25 protein-coding genes are annotated in these 25,669 nt (G+C 66.7%); 18 read left to right on the forward strand and 7 right to left on the reverse strand.

From position 1 onward, the window contains the following. The first annotated feature begins 202 nt into the window (after nt 1-202). From GGR39_RS03030 to GGR39_RS03070, 9 genes are all read left to right on the forward strand, one after another. Nucleotides 203-1,510 carry a glutamate-5-semialdehyde dehydrogenase gene (locus tag GGR39_RS03030; protein WP_183615796.1) on the forward strand — a complete coding sequence of 436 codons (1,308 nt, stop codon included), beginning with the start codon at nt 203-205 and terminating at the stop codon, nt 1,508-1,510. 265 nt (nt 1,511-1,775) lie between these two features. Then, nucleotides 1,776-2,426, forward strand: coding sequence for a nicotinate-nucleotide adenylyltransferase (locus GGR39_RS03035; protein ID WP_183615797.1), 651 nt, complete (start codon nt 1,776-1,778; stop codon nt 2,424-2,426). Between the two features lie 193 nt (nt 2,427-2,619). Beyond that, on the forward strand, nt 2,620-2,973 hold the full coding sequence (gene rsfS, locus GGR39_RS03040) for a ribosome silencing factor (protein ID WP_246388259.1): 354 nt from the start codon (nt 2,620-2,622) through the stop codon (nt 2,971-2,973). 106 nt (nt 2,974-3,079) lie between these two features. Further along, nucleotides 3,080-3,505, forward strand: coding sequence for a 23S rRNA (pseudouridine(1915)-N(3))-methyltransferase RlmH (locus tag GGR39_RS03045; RefSeq protein ID WP_058737414.1), 426 nt, complete (start codon nt 3,080-3,082; stop codon nt 3,503-3,505). Nucleotides 3,506-3,588: 83 nt separating this feature from the next. Next, the gene (locus GGR39_RS03050) at nt 3,589-4,848 is read left to right on the forward strand and encodes a murein hydrolase activator EnvC family protein (RefSeq protein ID WP_183615798.1); all 1,260 of its coding nucleotides are present in this window, start codon (nt 3,589-3,591) and stop codon (nt 4,846-4,848) included. Nucleotides 4,849-4,995: 147 nt separating this feature from the next. Then, entirely contained in the window at nt 4,996-6,345 is a 1,350-nt protein-coding gene (locus tag GGR39_RS03055) for a S41 family peptidase (protein ID WP_058737415.1), read from the forward strand. A gap of 111 nt (nt 6,346-6,456) precedes the next feature. Beyond that, a complete protein-coding gene (locus GGR39_RS03060) occupies nt 6,457-6,930 on the forward strand; it encodes a disulfide bond formation protein B (RefSeq protein ID WP_183615799.1) in 474 nt (157 codons plus the stop codon). Further along, entirely contained in the window at nt 6,923-7,435 is a 513-nt protein-coding gene (locus tag GGR39_RS03065; RefSeq protein ID WP_058737417.1) for a demethoxyubiquinone hydroxylase family protein, read from the forward strand. The genes GGR39_RS03060 and GGR39_RS03065 overlap by 8 nt, the downstream gene beginning before the upstream one ends. 111 nt (nt 7,436-7,546) lie before the next feature. Then, the gene (locus GGR39_RS03070; RefSeq protein ID WP_183615800.1) at nt 7,547-8,107 is read left to right on the forward strand and encodes a hypothetical protein; all 561 of its coding nucleotides are present in this window, start codon (nt 7,547-7,549) and stop codon (nt 8,105-8,107) included. Nucleotides 8,108-8,410: 303 nt separating this feature from the next. Here the strand turns inward: GGR39_RS03070 and fabI are convergent, their stop codons facing one another. Genes fabI through GGR39_RS03085 form a run of 3 tightly spaced genes read right to left on the reverse strand, consistent with a single transcriptional unit; the run spans nt 8,411 to nt 11,185 of the window. Continuing rightward, nucleotides 8,411-9,214 carry an enoyl-ACP reductase FabI gene (gene fabI, locus GGR39_RS03075; RefSeq protein ID WP_058737419.1) on the reverse strand — a complete coding sequence of 268 codons (804 nt, stop codon included), beginning with the start codon at nt 9,212-9,214 and terminating at the stop codon, nt 8,411-8,413. Continuing rightward, nucleotides 9,211-10,206: a YihY/virulence factor BrkB family protein gene (locus GGR39_RS03080; protein ID WP_058737435.1), complete on the reverse strand. Its 996-nt coding sequence runs from the start codon at nt 10,204-10,206 to the stop codon at nt 9,211-9,213. The genes fabI and GGR39_RS03080 overlap by 4 nt, the downstream gene beginning before the upstream one ends. A gap of 13 nt (nt 10,207-10,219) precedes the next feature. Beyond that, a complete protein-coding gene (locus GGR39_RS03085) occupies nt 10,220-11,185 on the reverse strand; it encodes a DnaJ C-terminal domain-containing protein (protein WP_058737436.1) in 966 nt (321 codons plus the stop codon). 106 nt (nt 11,186-11,291) lie between these two features. Here GGR39_RS03085 and pdxH point away from each other — a divergent pair, with 106 nt between their 5' ends. Genes pdxH through GGR39_RS03100 form a run of 3 tightly spaced genes read left to right on the forward strand, consistent with a single transcriptional unit; the run spans nt 11,292 to nt 13,671 of the window. Continuing rightward, nucleotides 11,292-11,906, forward strand: a complete 615-nt coding sequence (pdxH, locus tag GGR39_RS03090) for a pyridoxamine 5'-phosphate oxidase (RefSeq protein ID WP_183615801.1) — start codon at nt 11,292-11,294, stop codon at nt 11,904-11,906. Next, nucleotides 11,903-12,877 (forward strand): cation diffusion facilitator family transporter, encoded by a 975-nt coding sequence (locus GGR39_RS03095; protein ID WP_484549386.1) that lies wholly within the window; start codon nt 11,903-11,905, stop codon nt 12,875-12,877. Before pdxH ends, GGR39_RS03095 begins: the two co-directional genes overlap by 4 nt. Continuing rightward, the gene (locus GGR39_RS03100) at nt 12,877-13,671 is read left to right on the forward strand and encodes a PhzF family phenazine biosynthesis protein (RefSeq protein ID WP_183615802.1); all 795 of its coding nucleotides are present in this window, start codon (nt 12,877-12,879) and stop codon (nt 13,669-13,671) included. Before GGR39_RS03095 ends, GGR39_RS03100 begins: the two co-directional genes overlap by 1 nt. A gap of 71 nt (nt 13,672-13,742) precedes the next feature. On the opposite strand, the gene GGR39_RS03105 is transcribed toward GGR39_RS03100, so the two are convergent. After that, nucleotides 13,743-14,888: a serine hydrolase domain-containing protein gene (locus GGR39_RS03105; RefSeq protein WP_183615803.1), complete on the reverse strand. Its 1,146-nt coding sequence runs from the start codon at nt 14,886-14,888 to the stop codon at nt 13,743-13,745. Between the two features lie 30 nt (nt 14,889-14,918). Here GGR39_RS03105 and GGR39_RS03110 point away from each other — a divergent pair, with 30 nt between their 5' ends. After that, nucleotides 14,919-15,275 carry a hypothetical protein gene (locus GGR39_RS03110; RefSeq protein ID WP_183615804.1) on the forward strand — a complete coding sequence of 119 codons (357 nt, stop codon included), beginning with the start codon at nt 14,919-14,921 and terminating at the stop codon, nt 15,273-15,275. A gap of 35 nt (nt 15,276-15,310) precedes the next feature. On the opposite strand, the gene GGR39_RS03115 is transcribed toward GGR39_RS03110, so the two are convergent. Next, nucleotides 15,311-15,649, reverse strand: a complete 339-nt coding sequence (locus GGR39_RS03115; RefSeq protein WP_183615805.1) for a hypothetical protein — start codon at nt 15,647-15,649, stop codon at nt 15,311-15,313. Nucleotides 15,650-15,654: 5 nt separating this feature from the next. Next, nucleotides 15,655-16,812: a tRNA 2-thiouridine(34) synthase MnmA gene (mnmA, locus tag GGR39_RS03120; protein WP_183615806.1), complete on the reverse strand. Its 1,158-nt coding sequence runs from the start codon at nt 16,810-16,812 to the stop codon at nt 15,655-15,657. Between the two features lie 482 nt (nt 16,813-17,294). On the opposite strand from mnmA, the gene sciP reads away from it, so the two are divergent. The 5 genes from sciP to GGR39_RS03145 all read left to right on the forward strand — a co-directional run bounded on the left by sciP (nt 17,295) and on the right by GGR39_RS03145 (nt 24,575). Beyond that, nucleotides 17,295-17,594, forward strand: coding sequence for a CtrA inhibitor SciP (gene sciP / locus GGR39_RS03125; RefSeq protein ID WP_058737425.1), 300 nt, complete (start codon nt 17,295-17,297; stop codon nt 17,592-17,594). Nucleotides 17,595-17,897: 303 nt separating this feature from the next. Next, nucleotides 17,898-19,115, forward strand: a complete 1,218-nt coding sequence (locus GGR39_RS03130; protein WP_183615807.1) for an efflux RND transporter periplasmic adaptor subunit — start codon at nt 17,898-17,900, stop codon at nt 19,113-19,115. 3 nt (nt 19,116-19,118) lie between these two features. Then, nucleotides 19,119-22,553 carry an efflux RND transporter permease subunit gene (locus GGR39_RS03135; protein WP_183615808.1) on the forward strand — a complete coding sequence of 1,145 codons (3,435 nt, stop codon included), beginning with the start codon at nt 19,119-19,121 and terminating at the stop codon, nt 22,551-22,553. 286 nt (nt 22,554-22,839) lie between these two features. Next, on the forward strand, nt 22,840-24,048 hold the full coding sequence (locus GGR39_RS03140) for a DUF445 domain-containing protein (RefSeq protein ID WP_183615940.1): 1,209 nt from the start codon (nt 22,840-22,842) through the stop codon (nt 24,046-24,048). Beyond that, entirely contained in the window at nt 24,045-24,575 is a 531-nt protein-coding gene (locus GGR39_RS03145) for a GNAT family N-acetyltransferase (protein ID WP_183615809.1), read from the forward strand. The genes GGR39_RS03140 and GGR39_RS03145 overlap by 4 nt, the downstream gene beginning before the upstream one ends. 193 nt (nt 24,576-24,768) lie before the next feature. Here the strand turns inward: GGR39_RS03145 and GGR39_RS03150 are convergent, their stop codons facing one another. Beyond that, the gene (locus GGR39_RS03150) at nt 24,769-25,647 is read right to left on the reverse strand and encodes an LOG family protein (RefSeq protein WP_058738159.1); all 879 of its coding nucleotides are present in this window, start codon (nt 25,645-25,647) and stop codon (nt 24,769-24,771) included. Nucleotides 25,648-25,669: the final 22 nt, after the last annotated feature.

Genomic DNA, 25,669 nt, shown 5'->3' on the forward strand with positions numbered 1-25,669 from the left:
GCATTTTCAAAACTGACCCCGCTATCGCAACTATACTGTCTTGAGGCGCGCCCTAGCCACGGACTGTCACAAACGCGAATCCGCCTGCCTTGCGCACATGCCAAACGAAGTTGAGCGGAGGGAGTCTTGCGGCAAGCTGAGGTTTCGGCGGGAACGCTGGGTCTGCCGTGACATCGTCGGGCTGCGATGATAGGTGGCGGGCATGAATATCCAGAGCCCCGTCATCGCCCACGAATCCGATCTTGCAGCAGCGGATGGGCAGAGCCCGGAGGCGCTGGTCGCAGGCCTGGCAACGGCGGGCCGCGCCGCGCAGCGACAAGTCGCGCTACTGTCCGATGCGCAGAAGACTGCCGCTTTGCGTGCGGTGGCCGAACAGTTGCGTGCCGATCAGGCCGCGATCCTGGAGGCCAATGCGCGCGATGTTACGGCCGGCGAGGAAAAGGGCCTGTCGGGCGCACTGCTCGATCGGTTGCGGCTCGATCCCAAGCGGCTGGCGGCGATGGCCGACGCGGTGGAGCAGGTGGCTTCGCTGCCCGATCCCGTGGGGCAGGTGATCGATCGCAGCGAGCGGCCCAACGGCCTGCAGCTCTCGCGCGTGCGGATCCCGATCGGACTGATTGGGATCATCTACGAAAGCCGCCCCAACGTCACCGCCGATGCCGCTGCGTTATGCCTGCGCTCTGGCAACGCGGTGCTGCTGCGCGGGGGCACGGAGGCGATTCACTCCAACCGGGCGATCCACGCCGCCTTCGCCAGCGGGCTGGCCTCTGCGGGCGTCCCGGCGGAAGCGGTGCAGCTGATGCCTTCGCAGGACCGCGCCCTGGTCGGCGCGATGCTGACGGCGGCGGGGCTGATCGACATGATCGTGCCGCGCGGTGGCAAAAGCCTGGTGGCGCGCGTGCAGGCGGATGCACGGGTGCCAGTGCTCGCCCATCTCGATGGCATCTGCCACACCTACATCGATGCGGGCGCCGATGCCGAGATGGCGCGCAAGGTGGCGCTCAACGCCAAGATGCGCCGCACCGGCATCTGCGGGGCGATGGAGACGCTGCTGCTCGACGTGCAGTTCGGCGATTCGATCGCACTGGTGGGTGACCTGATCGACGCGGGCTGCGAATTGCGCGGCGATGCCCGGGCCCAGGCTCTCGATCCGCGAATCGGCGCGGCGAGCGACGAGGATTGGGATACCGAATATCTCGACGCGATCCTTTCTGTGGCGGTGGTGGACGGGCTGGATGCGGCGCTGGCGCATATCGCCCGCCATTCCTCGCACCACACCGATGCGATCGTGACCGGCGACGATGCCCATGCCGAGCGGTTCCTGGCCGAAGTGGACAGCGCGATCGTTATGGTCAACGCCTCCAGCCAGTTCGCCGATGGCGGCGAGTTCGGCCTCGGCGCGGAGATCGGCATCGCGACCGGCCGCCTCCACGCTCGTGGGCCCGTCGCGCTGGAGGGGCTGACGACGTACAAGTGGCAGGTGCGTGGGACTGGCCAGATCCGGCCCTGACTTTGATTCACGCGATGACGTTTCACGCGGAGGCGCGGAGCCGCGGAGACAAGCAGAAGAAGATTAGCTCGCGCAGAGGCGCAGAGGCGCAGAGCGGCGATTTCTGCGGCGAAGCCGCCTTCTCCCTCAACGGTTCGATCAACCCCGTCGACGGAACGGCAAGGGGCCTGACGGCCCACGGCGACTCCTCTGCGCCTCTGCGCCTCTGCGCGAGGCATCTCTTTACTTTCTTGTCTTTTTTTACTCTCACTCTGCGTGAAGCCGCATGAGCATCCCCACCGGCCTGCTCGGCGGCAGTTTCAACCCGGCGCATGGCGCACACCGCAAGGTCTCTCTAGAAGTCATGCGCGCGCTGGGGCTGGAAGAGGTGTGGTGGCTGGTTTCCCCGGGCAATCCGCTCAAGCCCAAGGCGGGCATGGCCCCGCTGGCCGCACGGTATGCCTCGGCACGGGCGCAGGCCCGGCGCGCGCCGATCCGGGTCACCGCGATCGAGCGGGAATTCGGCACCGCTTACACCGCGCTCACCTTGCGGCGGCTGATCCGGCGGTACCCCAAACGGCGCTTCGTCTGGATTATGGGCGCGGACAATCTCGCCCAGTTCCACCGCTGGCGCGACTGGCGGAGCATCGCGCGATCGATGCCGATTGCCGTGGTGGCGCGTCCGGGCTATGATAGCGCCGCTGTCGCGAGCCCCGCGATGGCCTGGCTGGGACGAAACCGGAAGTCACCCGCCTGCTTGAAGTTCCGGGATTCGTGGAGCGCGCCTGCGCTGTTGACCTTGCGTTTTGATCCCGACCCGCGCTCGGCGACGGATATCCGTCGCGCCGATCCGGACTGGGCGCAGCAGTCGTCGCTCTTGCGGCACGGCTTGCGTGATCAGGTCACCCATCGCGCCATAACCGGACATTCTGCGTGAGCGGGCAACTTGCCCTCCCGCGCTTTCCGCACCATTTCATCATCATGCATCATTTTGTTTCTACTTACCGATCGCACGCACTTGCGGCGCGATCGTGCGTTTCATCAGCAGAGAGGAGCTGACTTTACTCAAGATGCCCCAGGCACATCTACAGCCGGTCTCGACCGGCACCGCGAACCCCGCCGGGCCTGCCATGCCCGCAGGGTCGGACGATCCGCTTCTGGCGCTCGTCCTGCAATCGCTCGATGACGATCAGGCCCAGGAGGTCGTGACCATCGATCTCGACGGCAAGTCCAGCATCGCCGATTACATGGTGATCGCATCGGGCCGGTCCAGCCGGCAGGTGGCTGCGATCGCCCAGAAGCTGGCGGAGCGCCTCAAGCACGGCGGCCACGGCCATGCCCGCATCGAAGGCCTGCCCGCGGCAGACTGGGTGCTGGTGGATGCCGGCGGCGTGGTGGTCCACTTGTTCCGCCCGGAAGTGCGCACGTTCTACAATCTGGAGCGCATGTGGGGCTTTGGCGAAGGCGGCGCCGGCGTGGCCTGATCGCGCGCGGCAGGACGCGTCCCATGGCTCCGGCACTCCCGCGATTGCGGGAGCCGCCGTCACATTGCCCTCGCCGTAGCGGGGCCGTGGCGCTACCACGGCGGCAATGCTCTTGCACATCATCGCCAGGGGAAAGATCGCCCGCTCGCCCGAAGCTGAGCTGGTGGACCGCTATGCCAAGCGGCTGACCTGGCCTTTTCGTCATACCGAATTGCCCGACGTGGGCGGCCGCGTGCCGCCTGTGGCGCATACGCCCGTGCGTGAGGTGCTGCTGGATGAGCGGGGCAAGCTGCTCTCGTCCGAAGCGTTCGCCGAACTGCTGGGCCGCTGGCGGGACGAAGGCGTGCGCGAGGCGCGCTTCCTGATCGGCGCGGCGGATGGCCATGGCGATGCCGCGCGGGGGCAGGCGGACCTGCTGCTGGGTTTCGGCGCGATGACGTGGCCGCACTTGATGGTCCGCGCGATGCTGGCCGAACAACTTTGGCGCGCGACCAGTATCCTCGCCGGTCATCCCTACCACCGGGCGGGGTGAGAGTGGCGACTCTGCCCTTCCTCGTTACACCCGCAGCAGCGGAAACTCCTTTCCAGAGGCTTGCTTCGGCGCAGCCTTGTCAGATGGCACCCCGCGTTTGCGCGGATGGCGGGAAAAAGGGCGGGCGGCGGCTATGGCTGCTCCTAGCCGCGCTTCTCGCCGTTGCCGGGATCGTGCTTACCGCCACCGCGCAGGACGCGCCTGTTCCCCCGCCCGCCGATGCCGCGCAGACCCGCCGCGAGCTTGCGACGGCCCAGGCCGAGGGTAACGCTGCCCGCCGCCGGGCCGAGACGCTGGAAGCGCAGGCCCGTGCCGTCACTCTGCAGGCGGACCGCACCGCGCGCGAGGCCGCTGCCCTGGCTGCGCGCGTGCAGGAAACCGAGGCGCAGATCGCGGCGCAGGAGGCGCGGGTCAAGCTGATCGCCGCCGCCCGCCAAGCCTTGCGCGCCCGCATGGCCGAGCGGCAGGCTCCGCTGGTGCGGCTAACCGCCTCGCTCCAGCGGCTTTCGCGCCGCCCCCCGGTGCTGGCGCTGCTGCGGCCCGGCTCGCTGCGCGATCTCGTCACCATGCGGGCGCTGTTGCAGACCATGCTGCCCGAAGTGGAGCGCCGCACCGCCGCCTTGCGCACCGAGATCTCCCGGGCGCAGGCGCTGGAGCGATCGGCGCGTGCCGCGTCGGACCAGTTGCGCGCCGGTGAGAACCAGTTGAACCAGAAGCGCCGCCAGCTGGCCGCGGTCGAGGCGCGGCAGCGGATCGCCAGCAGGCAGGTTTCGGGCATCGCCAGTCGCGAGGCGGAGCGCGCGCTGATGCTGGCGGAGCGGGCGCGCGACCTGGGCGATCTGGTGGGGGAGATCGGCCGTCAGGGCCAGCTGCGTGAGGCGCTGGCACGGCTGCCTGGCCCGATTATCCGTCCGCCACGCCCGGAGGATTCGCGGGTGATCGATCCGCCCGCGGCCATTCCCGCGCCGCAAGGGCTGGGCGCGTGGATGCTACCGCTGACCGGCCGCCTCGTCACCGGTTTTGGCGAGCAGGGCGCGGGGCAATCGCGGTCGCGCGGCGTGTTGCTGGCGGTGCGGCCCAACGCGCAGGCGGTGGCGCCCGCCTCGGGCCGGATCGCCTTTGCCGGGCGCTATCGCGGTTATGGCCAGATCGTGATCATCGAGCATGAGGGCGGCTGGGCCTCGCTCGTCACCGGCCTGGCGCGGCTGGACGTGGCGGTGGGGCAGCAGGTGGTGGCAGGCTCGCCCCTGGGCGTGGCCGGGCCGGGCCGCCCGCAAGTGGGTGTCGAGCTGCGGCGCAACGGCGAGCCGGTCAACCCGCTGCAATACCTGCGGGGGGCGTGAGGGCTCTTACGTCCCTCGCATGCAGCTATGCTTCGTTGTTTGCCCTCAAGACAGCCACTGGCCAACCCCCGCCGCCGTCACTAGAATGGGGGAACTTACGCGGAAGCCGGATGGGCTCTGCTGGAAAAGAGAGGCTCCCATTAGCCGATGAAATTCGCTCCTCTCCTGCGCGCCACCATGCTGGTCAGCGCCGTCGCCCTATTGCCCACCGCCACGGCGGGCCTTGCGGCGGTCGATGCGCGCAGCGGGCCGCAGTTCGGCAAGCTGCTGGCGATCTACCAGCTGGTGAAGGATAATTACGTCGATCAGGTGAGCGACGACAAGCTGCTGAAGGGCGCAATCGACGGGATGCTTGCCAGCCTCGATCCGCACTCGACCTATCTCGATGGCCCCTCGCTGCAGCGGATCGAGACCATGATCGACGGCAACTACACCGGCCTTGGCCTCTCCGTGGTGGAAGAAGACGGGGCGGTGAAGGTGGTCTCGCCGTTCAAGGGCTCCCCGGCGGAAAAGGCGGGAATCAAGGCGGGGGACTTCATCACCCATCTGGATGGCACGCTCTATTTCGAACGGGACCTGGACGAGGCGGTCGCCAAGATGCGCGGCCCCGCAGGCACGCCGATCCGGCTGACGATCTTCCGCACCGGCCGCGATGCGCCGTTCGACGTGACGGTAACGCGCGGCGTGATCGAGCTGGAGCCGGTCACGCATGAGCTGAAGGGCGATGTCGGCGTGATCTCGGTGAACGAATTTTCGCGCGATGTCGGCAAGGACGTGAACATCGCGATCAACGACCTGAAGGCGCAGGTGGCCAAGACGCCGCAGGGCAAGCTGGCGGGTCTGGTCCTCGATCTGCGCTCGAACCCCGGCGGTTCGCTGGACGAGGCGGTGGCGCTGTCCGACTTGTTCCTGGACAAGGGCGATATCGTTTCGCAGCGCGGCCGCGTCGCATCGGAAAACCAGTTCTATCGCGCCGAAACGATGTTCAAGGGCGATGCGATCAAGGGCATGCCGATGATCGTGCTGATCGACGCCGGTTCGGCCTCGGCATCCGAGATCGTGGCCGGGGCGCTGCAGGATCAGCATCGCGCCGTGATCATGGGTGAGCGCAGCTTCGGCAAGGGCAGCGTGCAGTCGCTGATCGGTCTGGACAAGACCAGCGCGGTGAAGCTGACGACGGCACGCTATTTCACGCCGTCCGGCCACTCCGTGCAGGAAGGCGGCATCGATCCCGACATCCGCGTGCCCCAGCTTTCCGATCCCGACGCCAAGGCGCGCGCGGATCGGGCGGTGCGCGAAAGCGACTTGCGCGGCCACCTGATCAACGAGGCCTCGCTGGACGACAAGGAACTGGAAACCGACAAGAAGGATGATCCGCGTTTCACCGCCACGCCGGAAGACCTGAAGAAGCAGGGCATCAAGGACTTCCAGCTGCACTACGCGATCCAGACGCTGGACCGCACGGCGGGCCGTCCCGCGCTGGCGGCGCGGAAGTAACTTTGGTCGTAAATGCATCCTCACTCCCGTTCGTGTCGAGCGAAGTCGAGACGCCTCGCGCACCGCCAGCGTGTCTCGACTTCGCTCGACACGAACGGGGAGGGGTGATCTATGCGTGGTGAAAAAGCCGCGCGCTGGCTGGCGCTGCTGACGCCGGCGCTTCTGCTGGCGGGTGCGTATATCAGCCAATACGGTTTCGGCCTGCCGCCTTGCGAGATGTGCTGGTGGCAGCGCTATGCCCATTTTGCGGCGCTCGCGCTGGGGTTCCTGGCCTTCGTGATCCCGAACCGCGTGCTGGTCTGGCTCGCCGCAGTGGCTATCGCGTTGGCCGGACTGATCGGCGGTTTTCATGCCGGGGTGGAGTATGGCTGGTGGCAGGGCGTCACCGCATGCACCGCCAGTCCCTTCGCCAGCGGGCAGGACCCCCTGGCCGCGATCCTGGCCGCGCCGGTGATCCGCTGCGACGTGGCGCCATGGTCGCTGTTCGGGATATCGCTGGCGGGATGGAACTTCCTGTTCTCGATCGCCGCCGCGCTGGCGATCGGCTTACTTCTGACGCGCGGCCGGAGAGTGGCTGATGGATAAGCGCAGCGAGCGCATGTTGCGGGTCGACCAGGCGGGCGAATTCGGCGCGACCCGCATCTATGCCGGGCAGCTGGCGGTGATGGGCAATCGCGCGCCCGGCGCCGCCGAGATCGCCGGTATGGCGACGCAGGAGGCCGCGCATCGCGAAGTGTTCGACAAGCTGCTGGCAGAGCGCGGCGTGCGGCCCACGCTGCTGCAGCCGGTATGGTCGGCGGCAGGCTTTGCGCTGGGCGCGGCGACGGCCTTGCTCGGCCCCGAGGCGGCGATGGCCTGCACCGCGGCGGTGGAGACCGAGATCGACCGCCACTATACCCAGCAGCTGGACGACCTGGGGGACGAAGACCCCGAATTGTCCGGCCACATCGCCAAGTTCCGCGACGAGGAGCGGGAGCATCACGATGCGGCGATCGCCGGCGGGGCGGAACGGGCACCGGCCTATCCGCTGCTGTCCGGCGTGATCCGGCTGGGCTGCCGCGTGGCGATCAAGCTTTCCGAACGCATCTGATCGTCAAAAGCGTGACGGGCGCGGGAACCAATCGCGCGGCCTTCAGCTATCATTCAAGGCACTCGCGGCTTATAGCGGCGGCGAGGCGCTTCGCCTGATGGGAGCTGAAATATGTTGCGTACCTGGACCGCCATCGCCTCAACCGCTGCTGTCCTGGCCTTTGCCGCGCCGGTGCTGGCGCAGGATGGCGCGGAAACGTCCGGCAGCGACAAGGTGAACCAGGTGATCGTCTATGGCGACGATCCCTGCCCGGCCTCGACCGGAGACGAGATCACCGTCTGCGCCCGCAAGCCCGAGGGTGAGCGTTATCGCATCCCCGCTCCGCTGCGCGGCGTGGACCGGCCGACTTCGGAAGCCTGGAGCAACAAGGTGCTGGCGTACGAGACGGTCGGCCGCTTCGGCACCAACAGCTGCTCCCCCGTGGGCGCCGGCGGCTTCACCGGCTGCACCCAGCAGATGATCAACAAGGCCCGCGCCGAGCGGGAGAACGGCACCGACGTCCGGTTCGGCGATCTGATCCAGAAGGAGCGCGAGAAGCGCCTCTCGACCATCGACGCCACGGCTGCCGAAGAGCAGGTCAGCGTAGAGGCCGAGGAACGCGCGTACGAAGCGCGCAAGAAGGCGGCGGATGCGGCTGCGGCGGGACAGGCGGCGGGTACGACAGCCCCCTGATAGAAGCAGCGTCCTCTGTGGTTCAACTGGGGGGTATGGCGCGGAGATTGCGCCGCGAAGAAGCGGGGTCCCGGATCAAGTCCGGGACGACGAACAACTGGTTATGCTTCCATCCGTTCGTGTCGAGCGTAGTCGAGATACGCTGACGCAGCGCTGGCGTGTCTCGACTACGCTCGACACGAACGGATATAGAGGGCGAACCGGATAGGACGCCCTGTTTTCCCTTAAAAAACGAAAGCGTGGATGGCATTGAGCTTGGCTGACTTTGGCTAAGCCTGGCCAATCCAGCCACCTCCTACCGCCTCAGGTCAGCGCGATGTCCGGCGCGTCTTCCTGCTTCATGCCGACCACGTGATAGCCCGCATCCACGTGATGCGTTTCGCCCGTCACGCCGGAGGACAAGTCCGACAGGAAGTACAGCCCGCTGCCGCCCACGTCGTCGATGGTGACATTGCGGCGCAGCGGCGCGTTCAATTCGTTCCACTTCAGGATGTAGCGGAAATCGCCGATGCCGCTGGCCGCCAGCGTCTTGATCGGCCCGGCGGAGATCGCGTTCACCCGCACGTTCTGCGGGCCGAGATCGTTGGCGAGGTACTTCACCGAGGTTTCCAGCGCCGCCTTGGCCACGCCCATCACGTTGTAATGCGGCACTACCTTTTCGGCGCCGTAATACGTCAGCGTCAGGATCGAGCCGCCGTTGGGCATCATCGCCACCGCCCGCTTGGTCACGGCGACGAGGCTGTAGGCCGAGATGTTCATGGTCATCAGGAAGTTTTCGAGGCTGGTGTCGACATACTTGCCGCGCAGCTCGTTCTTGTCGGAAAAGCCGATCGCGTGGACCACGAAGTCCAGGGTGTCCCAGCGTTCTTTAAGCGTGTCGAACGCGGTGTCCAGCGCAGCCATGTCGGAGACGTCGCATTCCAGCAGAAAGTCGCTCCCCAGGCTTTCGGCCAGCGGCTTCACGCGCTTGGCCAAGGCATCGCCCTGGTAGGAGAAGGCCAGCTCGGCCCCGTGCTCGGCCAGCTTCTTCGCGATGCCCCATGCCAGCGACTTGTCGTTCGCCAGACCCATGATGAGACCGCGCTTCCCCTGCATCAGACCTGTCATTCGTATTCTTCCTGTAATTCACCCGTGCCGGCTTCGGCTGGAGCGCCGGCGCGATTCATGGCCCGTTCCTCGGGCGATTCCGTAAGTGCCGCGTTGAGCTCGGCCCCGACGACCATTCCTAGTCCGACAAGCCAGAAAAAGAAAAGTGCGATCATCACGCCCGCCAGGCTGCCATAGGTCAGATCGTAGCGGAAAAACGTGGATAGAACGCGGGGCAGGGCGGCGGCGACCACCACCCACCACACCGTCACCAGTAACGCCCCGGGCCAGCGCGGATAGATCGGCTTCTGGTAAGCCGACGGCGTCAGCGCGTAGAACAGCGTGTAGATCGATCCGTAGAGGCCAAGGCCGGTGACAAGGTGGCTCATCGCCAGGCTGAAGCGCGGCGCGTCGATGCCGGGCAGCAGCGTAACTAGCACTTCCTCGATCGAGGCGATCAGCACTTGGCCGGATAGCGAGATCAGCATGATCAGCACCGCGGCCAGGATCAGCCCGGTGGATGTCAGGCGATAGCGCCAGAACGTGCGCGTCGGCTGGGTGCCGTAGGCGCGGTGGAGGATATCGCGGATCGTCTCGATCAGGCTGGCGGCGGACCACACGCCGAACAGGCCGCCGATCCACAGCAGCCAGCCTTGGCGCAGCGCCACCACGTCATGCGCCACCGGGGCCAGCACTTCCGCCACGCGCGGCGGCAGCGCGAGCAGGATGTTGTCGATCGAACCGTCCAGCTGCTCCTGCTCGCCGATGACAGAGAAGATCGCGCCCACCGCGATGAAGAAGGGGAACAGCGCCAGCAGCGTCACGTAGGCGAGATTGCCGGCGTGGATGAAGCCATCCTCCCACGCGCCGGTCACCACGCGCTTCGTCACGTTGAAGAAGCGGGAGCCCGGGCCGGTCTTTTCACGGATGCGCGTTTGCAAGCCGGAGTGGCGGCGCATGGCATCCTTGCGCCGCGCTTCGGGCGTAAGGTTGGATTTTGCGACTTCGGTCAACCGGCGGTCAGCCTCAGACGCCCAGCTTCGCGCGGACGTCGCGCGTGTCGCGCCAGCCATCGAGGCGCTGGACGAGATCGGCGTCCCCTTCTGGCAGCACGATCTGCAGCGTCAGCAGCTGGTCGCCGCGGGTGCCGTCCTTACGGGTGAAGCCGCGGCCCTTGATGCGCAGCACCTTGCCGGAAGAGGTGCCCGCCGGGACGGACAGCATCACCGCGCCGCTGACGGTGGGGGCGCGCACTTTCGCGCCGTTCACGGCTTCGTCCAGCGTCACCGGCAGGTCCAGCCGCACATCGTCCCCTTCGCGGCGGAAGCTGGGATGGGGCTGGATCTGGATCGTGACGATAGCATCGCCCGCGCCGCCGGGGCCGGCCTCTCCCTTGCCGGCGAGGCGCATCTGCGTGCCGTCTTCCACCCCGTTGGGCAGCTTGAGGTCGATCGTCTTGCCATCGCCCAAAGTTATGCGCTGCGGGGAAAGGCTGGCCGCATCGGCGAAGGGGACGGAAAGGCGATAGGATACGTTCGCGCCCTTGGGCGGGGCGCGGCGTTGCTGGCGGGCGCTGCCGAACGGATCGCCGCCCATGCCGCCGCGCGCGCCGCCGCCGCGTCCACCGAACATATCACCGAAGATATCGCCCAGATCGATGCCTTCGCTGGAGAACCCTTCGAAGCCGCCGCCCGGATTACCGCCGCCAAAACCACGATGCCCGCCGCCAAAGCCGCCGCCGCCGTACCCCCCTCCGAAACCCATCGGGTTGCCATCGGCGTCGATCTCGCCCCGGTCGAACTTGGCGCGCTTGTCCTTGTCGGACAGCAGATCGTAAGCCGCAGTCGCTTCGCTGAAGCGCTCGGTCGCCTTGGGATTGTCCTTGTTGGCGTCTGGGTGGAGTTCCTTGGCCAGCTTGCGATAAGCGGATTTGATCTCCTTCTCGCTTGCGCCACGGGACACGCCGAGTGTGGTGTAGGGGTCTGCTGCCATATCGGCAGCATAGCTAGGATCGTGTGGCGCTTCCGGCAAGCGGTGCATTCTTCTACAAGGTGCGTAATGCCCGGCGCCATATGCGTCGGCCGCCAAGGATGACCGCATGATCGATGCCGAAATCGCCGCCGAAAGTATTCCGCGTTCAGACCCCCTGGCCCTGTTCGACCAGTGGTATGCTCAAGCGCGCGAGTCAGAACCCAACGATTCCAACGCGATGGCACTGGCCACCGCCACGCCGGAGGGTGTGCCCTCGGTCCGAATGGTGCTGCTCAAAGGGCACGGCCCGGACGGTTTCGTGTTCTACACCAATGCCCACAGCCGCAAGGGCCGCGAGTTGCTGGCCAATCCCCATGCCGCGTTGCTGTTCCATTGGAAGAGCCTGCGCCGCCAGATCCGGATCGAGGGGCCGCTGAGCGAGGTCGATCCGCAGATGGCGGACGATTATTTTCACTCACGATCCCGCGATTCGCAGCTGGGTGCGGTGGCGTCCGACCAGTCGGCCCCGCTGGATTCGCGCGAGACGTTCGTATCCCGCTATCACGAGGTGGAGCGCCGGTTCGGCGATAGCGAGATCGAGCGGCCCGCGCACTGGACCGGGTTTCGCGTGAAGCCCACCGCGATCGAGTTCTGGGTCGACCGGCCGGGCCGCCTGCATGAGCGCCGTGTGTTCACGCGCGATCAGGCGGGCGGCTGGGCCAGCACGCTGCTCTATCCATGAGCGCCAGCTCCATGAGCGATAGCGGCACGCTGAACCGCAGCGCCGCGATGGCCAGCATCAGCGCGGCGCTGTTGCTGCTGGCGTTGAAGGGCTGGGCCGCCTGGTCCACCGGCTCCACCGCGATGCTGGGCAGCCTGGCGGATACCACGCTCGACCTTGTCGCCAGCTGCGCGACTTTGGCGGGCGTGTGGGTGGCGGCGATGCCCGCGGATGACAAGCACCGCTTCGGCCACGGCAAGGCGGAGGCGATCGCGGCGCTGTTCCAGATCGTGCTGATCTCGATCTCGGCGCTGGGCATCGCCGCGCGTGCGGTAGAGCAATTCGTGGCCGGCGGGCGGACGCAAGCCGCGGGTGACGGGATCGTGGTTTCATTGGTGGCGATCGGGGTCACGCTGGCGCTGCTGGCCTGGCAGCGGCACGTGATCCGGCGAACCGGTAGTCTGGCGATCCAGACCGACAACGTGCACTATCAGTCAGATCTGCTGCTAAACCTGGCGGTGATCGCCGCGCTGGTGCTGGACCAAGTGGCGGGCTGGCGTCACGCGGACCCGCTGTTCGGCCTGGGCATCGCGGCCTGGCTGGGGTGGAGCGCGTGGACCGCATCGCAGCAGGTGCTCATGCAATTGATGGATCATGAATGGCCGGCGGAGAAGAAAGACCGGCTGCTGGCCTTGCTGGCGCGCAACCCTGACATCACCGGCGTTCATGACATGCGCACCCGCACGTCCGGCAATCGGGACTTTGTGCAGTTCCACGTCTGGGTCGATCCCGAAATGAGCGTACGCCAGGCGCATCGCGTCATGGACGATATCGAGGCGCGGCTGCAGGCCGAATTTCCGGATGTGGAAATCCTGATCCACCCCGATCCCGAAGGGTTGGTGGATGAAGAGGGCCCCGCGTCCCGCGACGTGCTGCCCAATACTTGCGATGTCGCCGATTACCTGGCCGATCAACATAAGGGCGATGCCTGATGCCTAAGGTACCCTATTGGCATGTCGATGCGTTCGCCGATCGTCCGTTCGGCGGCAACCAGGCGGCGGTGATGATCCTCAAAGCCTGGCCGGATGACGCGGTGCTGCAGGCGATCGGCGCGGAGAACATGTTCGCCGAAACCGCCTTCGTGGTGCGCGATGATACCGGCGCGGCGGATTGGGAGCTGCGCTGGTTCACCCCGACGTGCGAAATCCGACTGTGCGGCCACGCCACGCTGGCGTCCGGGCACGTGTTGCTGGGCCTGGAGCCCCAGCGGGCGCACGTCACCTTTCGCACGCGCAAGGCCGGCATCCTGGAAGTGCGGCGCGATGGCGAAGTGCTGGCGCTGGGCTTGCCGTCGATCCCGACGCAGCGCGGCGAGCACGCAGGCGCCGTGGCGCTGCTGGGGGCGGAGCCGGTGGAAACCTGGCGTTCGCCGCTGGGCTACAACGTGTTTCTCTATCCTGACGAGGCGGCGGTGCGCGCGCTGATGCCCGATTTGCGGGGGCTGGCGGCGCTGTGCGATGACCAGTTCATCGTCACCGCGCCAAGCGTGGAGACCGATATCGTCAGCCGCGTGTTCGTGCCCGGTGGCGGCGTGGACGAGGATAGCGTGACCGGATCGGCCCACGCGGTGCTGACCCCGTTCTGGGCGGCCAAGCTGGGGCGGGAGGGCTTCACCGCCTACCAGGCCTCACAGCGGGGCGGCCTGCTGACGTGCCGTCTGCAAGGTGAGACAGCATGGCTGGGCGGCCCTTGCGTGACCGTGGTGGAGGGCCGCTTCACGTTTTGAGGGGGTGGGCTTACCGGTTTACCTCGTTCTCACGAACGGAGATGGTTCGAACTTCCATCACAAGAACGACCCTACCCCGGAAACAGCTCCAGCAGCGCGCCGATGTGATCGTGCAGCACCGCTTCCTGCTGGGGCGTCGAGTATCCCAGGCGCACGACGGTGAGCAGCTGTCCCGGCGAGCCGACGACATATTGCCCATACTCGCCCCGGCAGGCGAACAGGTCCTTGCGGCCTTGACCGGGCCAGAGGGGTGAGACGCCCTCGGGCGGTGTGCCGTTCAGCCAGACCCCTGCGCCATAGGCGGCGTTGCGCGGCGAGGGCTTGCGCATGAAGGTGACCCAGCGGTGCGGCAGCACTTGCGCGCCTTTGACCGAGCCGGTGTGCCTCAGGAACTCGCCCAGCATCGCCCAGCTGCGGGCGGGGGCCAGCAACATCGAAGAGCCGACCATCGTGCCCGTCCGGTCGAAGCTGACTTGCGTGCCTTTCATGCCTACCGGGTCCAGCACGCGGGTGCGCAAGTAGTCACTCACCCAGCGCCGTCGAATCGCCGGATCGCGGCTGTCGGTCAGCGCGCGGCCGGCCAAGTCGGCCAGGATCACGCCGGTGGCGGAGGACGGCTCGAACTTCTGCCCGGCGGGCGATTCCAGCGGCTGCGCCTCGGCATAGGCGGCCATGTCGTCCCGCCCATCGAGGAACAGCATGCGCGTCCGGTCGGACTTGCGCTCGGGCTCGCCGCTCCGCTGCGCCGTTTCGGCATGGCGCAGGCCGGAACGCATCTGGAGCAGCTGGCGCAGCGTGATCTCGCCACGCGGATCGCCAGGGCGCTGCCAATCGGGCACCGGGGCGGTCTCGTCCATGCGCAGGCGGCCATCGCTGACCAGCTGGCCGATCATCAGCGCAGTGACGCATTGCGCCATCGACCAGCCGTTCAGCGGCGTTTTCTCGCCGATGCCGGGGCCGTAGCGCTCCGCCACCACGGTGCCGCGCTTCATCACCAGCAAGGCCTGCGTGGTGCCCACCGATTCGGCATCGAACAGGGCATCGATCTGGCGCGCAAGCGGGATGCGCGCCGCGCCGCCGTCATCGCGAATGGCGGCCTGCGCCTCCGCGCTGGGCGGGGGCGGGCCCTCCTGTCCACCGCCGCATCCGGCCAGGAACGGCACGGAGACTGGCAGCAGGGCAAGGGCGAGGATAAGGGGCAGACGACGCGACTTCATTCGCGCGGGTGATGTGCGAGGCGTGAGACGATGGCAACAGGGCAGGTGAGCGAAATGCGGCAGCGCCAGCCAGCGCGCTGGGGAAGAAACCTGCTGCTGCTTGCCGTGCTGCTGGTCGTAGCGCTGACCGCGTGGTCGTGGACGCGCCTGCGCGTCACCGCCCGTACCAATACCGCCTTGGCCGCGCAGACCGGCTGCCTGTGCCGTTTCGCCGCCGGTCGCTCGCTGGCGTCGTGCGAGGCGGACCCTGCCGTCAAGCGCGACTGGGTGGGGCTGCACCAGGACGCCGCCGCGCGCTCGCTGACGGCCAGCGTGCCCTTGCTCGCCAGCCAGACCGCGCGCTGGTCGCCCGAAACGGGATGCGTGATGGACGGGTGGAAGGATTAGGCGAAAAAGGCCTCTGCCATTATCCAGCGGCGCGCTCACCGCTGTTTCTTGGTGATCGTCGCGGTGAAGTCCGGATCCTTCTTCGCCACCCAGTCCACGAACTTGCGCACGTTGGGGTTCAGCAGCAGGCCTTCCACGTCCATCCCGTGGCGCTGCAGTTCGGAGTTGGTGAAGTTGGCGATCAGGGTCTGCTGACAGATCGGGTGCATCGGCACGACATCGCGGCCGCCGCGGCTTTTGGGCACGGGATGGTGCCACACGATCGTCTGGCCGGTCGGCCTGCCGCAGAGCCAGCAGGGGACGGGCGGTGGTGCGGTTTCCTCTTCCTGCGTTTCGGAATCGTCGTAGCCGCCCTTGCGGTGCTTACGGGCCATGCGGGTTACTCCTGAATCGCCGAAGTGGTGCCGGCGATCCAGCCGCCGCCCACCACGCGCTCGCCCGCGTAGATCACTGCGGCTTGTCCGGGGGCTACGCCATATTCTGGTTCGGCGAAGCGGATGGTCGTCGCCGCGCCATCGCCCAGCGGACCGTCCACCATCACCGGCACCGGTTTTGCCAGCGAACGGACCTTGGCGGTCAACGGGCCATCGGGCACCGGCCCGATGCGGTTGGTTTCATCGATCCGCGCCGCGCTGACGCCCAGCATCACTCGCGGGCCGACGAGGACGCGGCGACTGTCCGCCTCAATGCCCACGACATAGAGCGGCTGGGCCTGTCCGCCGATCTCCAGCCCCCGGCGCTGGCCCACGGTGTAGTGGATCACCCCGCGATGCGTGCCCAGCACCTCCCCGGTGGCGGCGTGGACGATTTCGCCCGGCGCATCGGCTTCGGGGCGGATGGCGCGCACGATCTTGGCATAGTCACCATCGGGCACGAAGCAGATGTCCTGGCTGTCAGGCTTGGCGGCGTTGCGCAGACCTGCCGCTTCGGCCAGGCGGCGCACTTCGGGCTTGGGCAGGCCGCCCAGCGGAAAGCGCAGGAAATCCAGCTGCGCCTCGGTGGTGGCGTAGAGGAAATAGCTCTGGTCCCGCGCCGGATCGAGCGCGCGGTGCAATTCCGGGCCCGCCGCACCGATCACGCGGCGCACGTAGTGGCCGGTCGCCAGGCAATCCGCGCCCAGATCGCGCGCCATGGCGAACAAGTCGGTGAACTTGGGCCCCATGTTGCAGCGGATGCACGGGATCGGCGTGCGCCCGGCCATGTAATCGTCAGCGAAGCGCTCCACCACGTCCTCGCGAAAGGCGCTTTCGTGATCGAAGACATAATGCGCGATGCCCAGGCGATCGGCCACGGCCCGCGCATCGCGAATATCATCACCCGCGCAGCACGCGCCCTTGCGTCCGGTGGCGGCGCCATAGTCATACAATTGCAGGGTCACGCCGATCGTCTCGGCCCCGCTGGCGGCGGCGAGAGCGGCCACGACCGAGCTGTCCACCCCGCCGGACATGGCGACGACGATGCGCCGCGCACTCACCGGAGCGTGCATTTGGAACAGTTCGGCGAAATCCAGGCCGGCAATCTGGGATGCAGGAGTCATCCGCGCGCCATAGCCGGTCATGCCGCATTTGGCCAATCTACGCGATTTTGCGGATGCACCGGGCAAGCAATCGCGGCCCATGGCGCAAGTATCCTAAATAACGGGTAAATCCGGAGTTTACCGGCTCTTGACCATAGCGGGTGTAGAGCCGGTCGCATGGACATGTCGCTAAACCTTGACGGGATGGTCCCGGTTTTTGCCGGAGATCCGCCAGCCGTCCGCCCCGTGCATCCACGGTGGCCGGATCTGCTGGCTCGAATGGTCGCGTCGCGGGAGGCAAGTGCCTCTATCGCAAGGGAAACAAGGAGAGGCGCTGTTGTGATGCAGGGCAGTTTCGATGAATTCACGGCAGCCTGCCTGGCCAGCTTTCCGCGCTTTCGGCACCTTTCTGTTAACCCAATCAATTCAGCCAATCGCAAGTCCGGCGGGATCATAGCCTCACCCGTCGCCGGCGTAACCAGAACCGGTGGGCGAGGGTAACGATGATCGAAAACCAGAAAATCCGGCCGGCGCAAGTGATCGGCCCACTCGGTGAGCCGCTTACGCTGGACTCCCTGCCGCCGCCCAGCACCACGCGCTGGGTCGTGCGCCGCAAGGCCGAAGTGGTCGCCGCGGTGAACGGCGGGCTGCTGTCGATCGACGATGTGTGCGAGCGCTACCAGTTGACGCTGGAAGAGTTCGCTTCATGGCAACGCGCGGTCGATCGCTCGGGCATGCAGGGCCTGCGGGTCACCCGCATCCAGCACTATCGCGACCTTTACGAGCGTCAGCAGAAGTATTGATGCAGTCCTTGTCCCGTGATCGCGGGACAAGTGCAAGATGACGGAATGGCGGTTGCTGGCAAAGCGGGCCGCCATTTCTGATTCCAGAGTGCGATCGTGGCGAAAAAACCACGCTGCCATCGACGTTCGTCGATCGCAGAAGGCGTGTTTCGACTTCCTGTTTGCCACTGCAAGGCCCCGGGTCTATGCCGCCACGCATGGAATCTGCCGGTGCGGGCAGGGCTTGCGGCCGATCGTGGCGCGCCTTAGCAGCACTGGCTTGCAGCGGCGTCGGGATGGCTCGGCGCGGCCCGGGTAGCAAGCATGAACTACGACACGAAGATCGACACGCCCGGCAGCCTTGAAGCTGACGCTGATGCGCGTGTGATCGAGGTGCATCACCTGGATGACACGGCAGAGCGTCCGTCCCGTCGGCGGCTCTGGCTGATCGGCGGCGCGGTGGTGCTGGTGTTGCTGGTGGCATGGCTGCTGATGCGTTCGCGCGATGACAAGCCGGTCGATCCCAATGCCGGCGCGCAAGTGCCCGTGGTCAGCGTGTCCGCGCCTGGCCGAGCCTCGATCGCGGGTGAGATCACCGGCACCGGCTCGATCGCCGCCCGGCGGGAGATGCCCGTGGGTGCCGTGGGCGAAGGCGGCCAGGTCGTCAGCGTGCTGGTCGATGCCGGGGACTGGGTGCGCAAGGGCCAGCCGCTCGCGGTGATAGATCGTTCGGTGCAAGTGGAGCAGGCCGCCAGCTTGGCCGCGCAAGTCGATGTCGCCGCTGCCGACGCGCGGCTGGCGCAAGCCAACCTCGATCGCGCCTCGCAGCTGGTTTCGCGCGGGTTCATTTCCAAAGCCAACATTGATCAGCTGACCGCCACGCGCGATGCCGCCAATGCCCGCGTGAAAGTGGCGCGGGCGCAGCTGGCGGAAGCGCGGGCGCGCAACAATCGGCTCAACATCGTCGCGCCCGAGGCCGGCCTGGTGCTGACCCGCGCGGTCGAGGCGGGGCAAGTCGTCACCGGCGGCAGCGGCGTCCTGTTCCGCATCGCCAAGGGCGGCGAGATGGAAATGATCGCGCGCCTTTCCGAGGACGATCTGGCCAAGCTGTCGGTCGGCGTGCCCGCGCAAGTCACGCCGGTCGGCTCTGACCGCGCCTTCGCCGGGCAGGTCTGGCAATTGTCGCCCGTGGTGGACCAGCAGGACCGCCAGGGCGTGGCCCGCGTCTCGCTGAACTATTCGCCTGATCTGCGGCCCGGCGGCTTTGCCACCGCCCGCATCACCTCGGGCAACGTCGTCGCCCCGCGCCTGCCGGAATCCGCCATCCTCAGCGATGACAAGGGCGCGTTCGTCTATGTCGTCAACAAGGACAGCCGGGTGGAGCGCCGCGCGGTGCGCACCGGCGTCGTCACCGCCGAAGGCATCGCCATCGTCGATGGCTTGAGCGGTACCGAGCGCGTGGTGCTGCGCGCGGGCGGTTTCCTCAATCCCGGAGACAAGGTGAAGGCCCGCCGTGTCGGGCAGGGCGGTCAGGCGGACTGAGCCATGGGCATGCGCAACATATCGGCATGGTCGATCCGCAATCCGATCATCCCGATCGTGTTCTTCCTGGGCCTGTTGGTGGCCGGCATCGTCTCGTTCATGCGCATGGACGTGAACAACATGCCGGACGTCGAATTTCCCGGCGTGATCGTCCAGGTCTCGCAGCCCGGCGCCGCGCCGACCGAGATCGAGACGCAGATCACGCAGATCGTGGAAGGGGCGGTCCGCTCCATCCCCGGCATCGAATCCATCCAGTCCACCGCCTCCGAAGGCAGTTCGCAGACGCTGGTGTTCTTCAACGTCGGCACCAACCCCGATGTCGCCACCAATCAGGTGAAGAACGCGGTCGATCAGGTCCGCTCGCAGCTGCCTGAAGGCATTCTGGAGCCGCAGGTCACCAAGATCGAGGCGGGCGGCGGCGGTTCCATCGCCTACTTCGCGGTCAGTGCCGATGACATGACGATGGAGCAGCTCAGCTGGTTCATCGATGATACCGTGGCCAAGAGCCTGCTGGGCGTGCCTGGCCTGGCCAAAGTGGAGCGCAACGGCGGCGTCGATCGCGAAATCCGCGTGGTCATGGAGCCGGACCGCATGCAGTCGCTGGGCGTCACCGCGCGTGACGTGAACAACGTGCTGCGCGCCACCAACGTGGACGCGGCGGGCGGCAAGGCCGAAATCGCCGGATCGCGCCAGTCCGTGCGCGTGCTGGGCAATGCCAGCGATGCCTACGCCCTGTCGCAGACGCGCCTCAACCTGGGCAACGGCCGCTCGGTGAAGCTGGGCGATGTCGCCCATGTGAGCGACGGTTATTCCGAGCAGGTGCGCATCGCCAAGCTGAACGGGCGCGAAGTGGTGACCTTCGGGTTCGAGCGTGCGCTCGGCGCCTCCGAAGTCACCGTCTACGAAGGCGCGATGCAGAAGCTGGACGCCATCAAGAAGGAGAACCCGGAGGTTCACTTCACCCAGCTGTTCACCACCGTGGATTACACCAAGGACCAGTACACCAGCTCGATGGAAGCACTGGTGGAAGGCGCGGTGCTGGCGATCGTGATCGTCTATCTGTTCCTGCGCGATTGGCGCGCGACGATGATCTCCGCGCTGGCGATCCCACTTTCCGCGATCCCGACATTCTGGTTCATGGATCTGCTGGGCTTCACGCTCAACTTTCTGTCGCTTCTCGCGCTCAGCCTGGTGGCGGGGGTGCTGGTGGACGATGCCATCGTCGAGATCGAGAATATCGTGCGCCATATGCGCATGGGCAAATCGGCCTATCAGGCTTCGATCGACGCGGCGGACGAGATCGGGCTGGCGGTGGTCGCCACCACGTTCTCGATCGTGGCGGTGTTCCTGCCGGTGGGCCTGATGCCGGGCATTCCGGGACAGTTTTTCAAGGCTTTCGGCCTGACCGTGGTCGCCGCGGTGCTGATGAGCCTTGCCGTCGCACGCGTGATCACGCCGATGGTGGCGGCCTATTTCCTGAAAGCCCACGGCCACGCCGAGCATGGCGGCGGCAAGGCGATGGACTGGTATTTGCGCGTGCTGGGCTGGACGCTGGATTCGCGCGAGTCCCACCGCCTGCGCGCCCGGGTGCGGCGCGCGCCTTCACGGGTGTGGTTCTATCCGCTTGGCTTGCTGCTGCTGCTGGCGATTCTGGGCGCGGGCATCGGCGCGGCGCTGAGCGTGTTCCAGATCGTGGACAAGGGCCTGCGCGGCATCGGCTTCGATCGCACGGCCTTCATCCTCTCGGCGGTGATTGCGCCGATCGTGACGCCGCTGGTCGTGCTGCTGCTGGGCAAGCTGGCGCGCGCGATGGTCGGCGTGCTTGGCGCGTTCGGCCGCTGGTACAGCTATCTGACCGATCGCGTGGCCGCCCGGATGCGGGATCATCGCTTCTATGCGTTTTGTGCCGGGATCTACGCCCTGGTCGTCACCTTCGCGTTGCTGGCGGGCGCGCCACAGCAGTTCCAGCCCAACACCAACGAGGACACCAGCCGCGTCAACATCGAGATGGTGCCGGGCACGACGATCCAACAGACCTCCGCCGTGGCCACCCGCGTCACCCGCCTGATCGAGGCACAGCCCGAGGTGAAGCTGGTGATGCAGGCCGCGCGCGAAGGGGCAGGCACGCTCTACATCACCCTGAAGCCCGCCAATGAGCGCGAGGCGACGAGCATCCAGTTCGAGCGGCGGCTGGCCCCGCAGCTCCAGCAGATCCCGGACGCGCGGGTAAGCTTCGCCACGCAATCGGGCGGGTTCGGTTCGGGCCGGGATATCTCGGTCATGCTGTCGGGCAGCAATCCCGACCAGCTTCAGGCCGCGGCGCAGACGCTGGTGGAGCAGATGCGCGCCGTTCCGGGCGTGGTCGCCCCGCGCATCGCCGCGGACCTCAAGCGGCCGGAACTGGTCGTCGTGCCCCGGCTCGATCTGGCGGCGCAGCTGGGCGTCACCACCGCCTCGCTCAGCCAGACGATCCGTATCGCCACACTGGGTGAGATCGACCAGAACGCCGCCAAGTTCTCTCTGACCGACCGGCAAGTGCCGATCCGCGTGATCCTGCCCGCCAGTTCGCGCCGCGATCTTGCCACGATCGAGAACCTGCCGGTGCCCACCGCCACCGGCGGATCGGTGCCGCTCAGCCGCGTCGCCGAGATCCGCTTCGGCGCGGGGCCGACGCAGATCCAGCGCTACAACCAGGCACGGCGCATCTTCGTGGGCGCGGACCTTGGCCCCGGCCAAGTGAAGGGCCCGGTAATGGAAGCGATCCAGAAGCTGCCGATAATGCAGGACCTGCCCACCGGCGTATCCAACGCCCCCGTGGGTGAGGACAAGTGGCAGGGCGAGATGATCAACAGCTTCATCGTCGCCGTGGTCAGCGGTATCTTCCTGGTCTTCGCGGTGCTGGTGCTGCTGTACAAGCGGTTCGTCTCGCCGCTGGTCAACATGGCCTCGCTCCTGCTGGCGCCCTTGGGCGGATTGCTGGCGCTGACGATCCTGGGAGAGCCGGTCTCGATGCCGGTCTATATCGGCTTGCTGATGCTGCTGGGCATCGTCGCCAAGAACTCGATCCTGCTGATCGACTTCGCGCTGGAAGAGATGGAGCGCGGCGTGGACAAGACGGAGGCGATCATCGATGCGGGGCGCAAGCGCGCGCAGCCGATCGTGATGACCACCGTGGCGATGACCGCGGGCATGGTGCCCACCGCGCTCTCGATCTCGGGCGACGGCGCGTTCCGCCAGCCGATGGGCGTCACCGTGATCGGCGGCCTCGTGCTGTCCACGATCCTGACGCTGGTGATCGTGCCTGCCGCCTTCAGCCTGGCGGACGGCTTCGAGAAGCGCATCGGCCCCAAGCTGCGCCGCACCTTCCTGACGTTCGACCCCAAGCTGCACGGCGAATCGCGCCCGCTCGGGGCCGGGGGGACCCTTCCGGCCGAATAGGCGTTTAGCGGCGGATGACGGGGCTGTTTGGCAAAAGCGAGGAAGGTCGTTTCGCGCAGAGGCGTAGAGGCGCAGGGATGACGTATCCGGCCGTAAGGCCATTCGATACGCCAATAGCACGGCTTGCCGCGCCCGATGATCGAAAAGCCGGCTTTACCGCAAGCGCTGCATCTCTCCGCGCCTCCGCGCCTCTGCGCGAACCCGTCTTTTCTTCCATCATCGTCGACGTCCGCTGATGTCGGCCAACACAAACCGAACCGGGCCATCTCCCGATCGTGCCCGCGTGATGCGCCGCACCGCCACCGGGCTGCTGCTGTTGATGGCCGCCGCTTTCGTCGCCCTGCAGCTGCTGCGCGGAAGCCATCCGGCCTGGGGATACGCGATCGCCTTTACCGAGGCGGCGATGGTGGGCGGGTTGGCGGACTGGTTCGCCGTCACCGCGCTGTTCCGCCATCCGCTGGGCCTTCCGATCCCGCATACCGCGATCATCCCGACCAACAAGGACCGCATCGCCGATACCATGGCGGTGTTCCTGAAGGACAATTTCCTGACGCCGCAAGTCGTGGCGCGGCGGCTCGTCGGGTTCAACCTCGCCGCCGCGGCGGGCACATTCCTTGCCGACCCGGACCGGAGCGGGCAATCGCGGCTGCGCGCGGGCGCGGCCAACTTGCTGGCCGACGTGCTGGAATCGCTCGACCCCGAACGGCTCGGCACCCAGGTCCGCGCCGGGCTGGTGCATCAGCTGGAAAAGATCGAGCTGTCGCCGCTGCTGGGCCAGATGCTCAGCGCCGCGATCGCCGACCGGCGACACCTGCCCTTGCTGGAAGGGGCGATCCGCTGGGCGGGCAATGCGCTGGAAGCCAACGAAGACCTGGTGCGCGCGATGATCCGCGAGCGGGCCAATTCGCTGCTGCGCTTTGCCGGGCTCGACACCCGCCTCGCCAATGCGGTGCTGGACGGGCTGTACAAGCTGCTGGCGGAAATGGTGGTGCAGCCTGACCATCCGCTGAAGCTGAAGATCGAGACGATGATGGAGGAGCTGGCGCATAACCTGGTCCACGATCCCGCCACGCGCCTGAAGGTGGAGCGCGCCAAGCTGGACCTGCTGGCCAATCCCGCCGTCAGCGAATGGTGGCAAAGCGTGTGGGAGCGGCTGCGGCGATCCCTGATCGAGGCGGCGCGCAATCCCGATACCGCGCTGGGCACGCGCATCACCGGCATGTTGGGAGAGCTGGGGCAGGCCTTGCGGCAGGACCCGGCGCTGCAATTGCAGATCAACCGTTTCGCGCGCCGCACGCTGGTGGGCGTCGTCTCCCGCTATGGCGACGAGATCGTACGCATCGTGTCGGAAACGGTGAAGCGCTGGGACGCGCACACCGTCACCGCCCGGATCGAGGGTGCGGTGGGGCGCGACTTGCAGTTCATCCGCATCAACGGCACGCTGGTGGGGGGGCTGTTCGGCCTTGCCATTCATGCCGTGGAGCGCTTTTTGTGATCGATACGCCCTTGCTGCAGACTGAGCGGTTCGACTTGTGGCAACCGCGTGGGCCGCAGGACCTGGCCGCGCTGTGCAACCTGATCTCCGATGAAGAGACGCGTCGGTTCCTGGGGCATGCCCGCGCGGAATTACCGGCGCAGTGGGAACGCTTCATGCGCAATGCCGGATCGTGGGCGATCTATGGGTACGGCGTGTTCCAGGTCCGCCCGCGTGGTGACGAAGATCTGATCGCCAGCATCGGCGTGTTCCATTCGTGGCGTGGTTTCGATCCCAGCATGGACGACCAGCCCGAGGCCGGATGGATCGTCCGCCGGGACTGGTGGGGCCGGGGCGTCGCAGTGGAGGTGATGCGCGCGGTGCTGGCATGGTTCGATGCCACCCATGCCGCGCCCCGGATCGTCGCCATGATCGATCAGGGCAACACGGCTTCGGTAAAGGTGGCGGGCAAGCTGGGCTTCGCGCGCTATGGAGGATTTACCGATCCCGATGGCACGACACTGGATATGTTCGAGCGAGTGCGCTGACGCGTGATGATCGGGGGTAGAGTTGAGGGTTGAGGGTTGAGGCAGACAAGGCCTCCGCCCCCCCCTCCGTTCGTGTCGAGCGAAGTCGAGACACGATAGCGCCACCTCAGCGTGTCTCGACTTCGCTCGACACGAACGGGACAATACATGCGAACCAAAGGGGCTAACCCCCTAGTGCGATCTGCCCTAGCCCTTAGCCGCAATCCAGTTCGTAAAAGTCGACGATGTGCTTCCAGCCTTCCTCGGCGGTTTCGCACCAGCGAAACAGGTCGGTGTCGTTGGCGTTGATCACGCCTTCCTCCGCCAGCGCGTCGAAGTTCACCACGCGGTTCCAGTAGTCCTTGCCGTAAAGCAGGATCGGGATCGGCTTCATCTTGCCGGTCTGGATGAGGGTCAGCAGTTCGAAGAATTCGTCGAATGTGCCGAAGCCGCCCGGGAACACGGCTACCGCGCGGGCGCGCAGCAGGAAGTGCATCTTGCGCAGCGCGAAGTAGTGGAACTGGAACGAGAGGCTGGGCGTCACATATTCGTTGGGCGCCTGCTCATGCGGTAGCACGATGTTGAGACCGATGGACTCCGCCCCCGCCTCGGTCGCGCCGCGATTGGCCGCTTCCATGATCGAGGGCCCGCCGCCCGAGCAGACCACGAACTGGCGCATGTCCTTTTCCACGATGGCGCACTGGCTGGCGGTGAACGCCAGCTTGCGCGCTTCCTCGTAATAGTGGGACTTGGCGATCAGCCGTTCCACCACCTTGGTGCGCTCGGGCGTGGTGGCGGTGGCGCGCACCGCTTCGACGTGCTCGGGCGAAGGGATGCGGGCAGAGCCGTACATCACCAGGGTGGAGCCGATGCCCGCTTCTTCCAGCAGCATCTCGGGCTTCAGCAGCTCCAGCTGAAAACGCACGGGCCGCAGCTCGTCGCGGAGGAGAAATTCGGAATCGAGGAACGCCAGGCGATAGGCTGGGTCCTGCGTCTGGGGGGTGGTGCTGGCCTTGGCTTCGGCGAAGCCGGCTTCCTGCTGGGCCTTGTAGAAACGGCCTTTGGTGAGGTTCTTGTCGTCTGGTTCAGTCATATGTGCGCACATGGCAATTGCC

The organism is Novosphingobium fluoreni (assembly GCF_014196615.1).
Taxonomy (GTDB): Bacteria; Pseudomonadota; Alphaproteobacteria; order Sphingomonadales; family Sphingomonadaceae; genus Novosphingobium; species Novosphingobium fluoreni.

What these genes read in the sequence shown, in the direction of transcription:
- GGR39_RS03030 (WP_183615796.1), top strand. Translation starts at nt 203, where the DNA reads ATGAATATCCAGAGCCCCGTCATCGCCCACGAATCCGATCTTGCAGCA.
- GGR39_RS03035 (WP_183615797.1), top strand. Translation starts at nt 1,776, where the DNA reads ATGAGCATCCCCACCGGCCTGCTCGGCGGCAGTTTCAACCCGGCGCAT.
- rsfS (WP_246388259.1), top strand. Translation starts at nt 2,620, where the DNA reads ATGCCCGCAGGGTCGGACGATCCGCTTCTGGCGCTCGTCCTGCAATCG.
- GGR39_RS03045 (WP_058737414.1), top strand. Translation starts at nt 3,080, where the DNA reads ATGCTCTTGCACATCATCGCCAGGGGAAAGATCGCCCGCTCGCCCGAA.
- GGR39_RS03050 (WP_183615798.1), top strand. Translation starts at nt 3,589, where the DNA reads ATGGCACCCCGCGTTTGCGCGGATGGCGGGAAAAAGGGCGGGCGGCGG.
- GGR39_RS03055 (WP_058737415.1), top strand. Translation starts at nt 4,996, where the DNA reads ATGAAATTCGCTCCTCTCCTGCGCGCCACCATGCTGGTCAGCGCCGTC.
- GGR39_RS03060 (WP_183615799.1), top strand. Translation starts at nt 6,457, where the DNA reads ATGCGTGGTGAAAAAGCCGCGCGCTGGCTGGCGCTGCTGACGCCGGCG.
- GGR39_RS03065 (WP_058737417.1), top strand. Translation starts at nt 6,923, where the DNA reads ATGGATAAGCGCAGCGAGCGCATGTTGCGGGTCGACCAGGCGGGCGAA.
- GGR39_RS03070 (WP_183615800.1), top strand. Translation starts at nt 7,547, where the DNA reads ATGTTGCGTACCTGGACCGCCATCGCCTCAACCGCTGCTGTCCTGGCC.
- fabI (WP_058737419.1), bottom strand. Translation starts at nt 9,214, where the DNA reads ATGACAGGTCTGATGCAGGGGAAGCGCGGTCTCATCATGGGTCTGGCG.
- GGR39_RS03085 (WP_058737436.1), bottom strand. Translation starts at nt 11,185, where the DNA reads ATGGCAGCAGACCCCTACACCACACTCGGCGTGTCCCGTGGCGCAAGC.
- pdxH (WP_183615801.1), top strand. Translation starts at nt 11,292, where the DNA reads ATGATCGATGCCGAAATCGCCGCCGAAAGTATTCCGCGTTCAGACCCC.
- GGR39_RS03095 (WP_484549386.1), top strand. Translation starts at nt 11,903, where the DNA reads ATGAGCGCCAGCTCCATGAGCGATAGCGGCACGCTGAACCGCAGCGCC.
- GGR39_RS03100 (WP_183615802.1), top strand. Translation starts at nt 12,877, where the DNA reads ATGCCTAAGGTACCCTATTGGCATGTCGATGCGTTCGCCGATCGTCCG.
- GGR39_RS03105 (WP_183615803.1), bottom strand. Translation starts at nt 14,888, where the DNA reads ATGAAGTCGCGTCGTCTGCCCCTTATCCTCGCCCTTGCCCTGCTGCCA.
- GGR39_RS03110 (WP_183615804.1), top strand. Translation starts at nt 14,919, where the DNA reads ATGGCAACAGGGCAGGTGAGCGAAATGCGGCAGCGCCAGCCAGCGCGC.
- GGR39_RS03115 (WP_183615805.1), bottom strand. Translation starts at nt 15,649, where the DNA reads ATGGCCCGTAAGCACCGCAAGGGCGGCTACGACGATTCCGAAACGCAG.
- mnmA (WP_183615806.1), bottom strand. Translation starts at nt 16,812, where the DNA reads ATGACTCCTGCATCCCAGATTGCCGGCCTGGATTTCGCCGAACTGTTC.
- sciP (WP_058737425.1), top strand. Translation starts at nt 17,295, where the DNA reads ATGATCGAAAACCAGAAAATCCGGCCGGCGCAAGTGATCGGCCCACTC.
- GGR39_RS03130 (WP_183615807.1), top strand. Translation starts at nt 17,898, where the DNA reads ATGAACTACGACACGAAGATCGACACGCCCGGCAGCCTTGAAGCTGAC.
- GGR39_RS03135 (WP_183615808.1), top strand. Translation starts at nt 19,119, where the DNA reads ATGGGCATGCGCAACATATCGGCATGGTCGATCCGCAATCCGATCATC.
- GGR39_RS03140 (WP_183615940.1), top strand. Translation starts at nt 22,840, where the DNA reads ATGCGCCGCACCGCCACCGGGCTGCTGCTGTTGATGGCCGCCGCTTTC.
- GGR39_RS03150 (WP_058738159.1), bottom strand. Translation starts at nt 25,647, where the DNA reads ATGACTGAACCAGACGACAAGAACCTCACCAAAGGCCGTTTCTACAAG.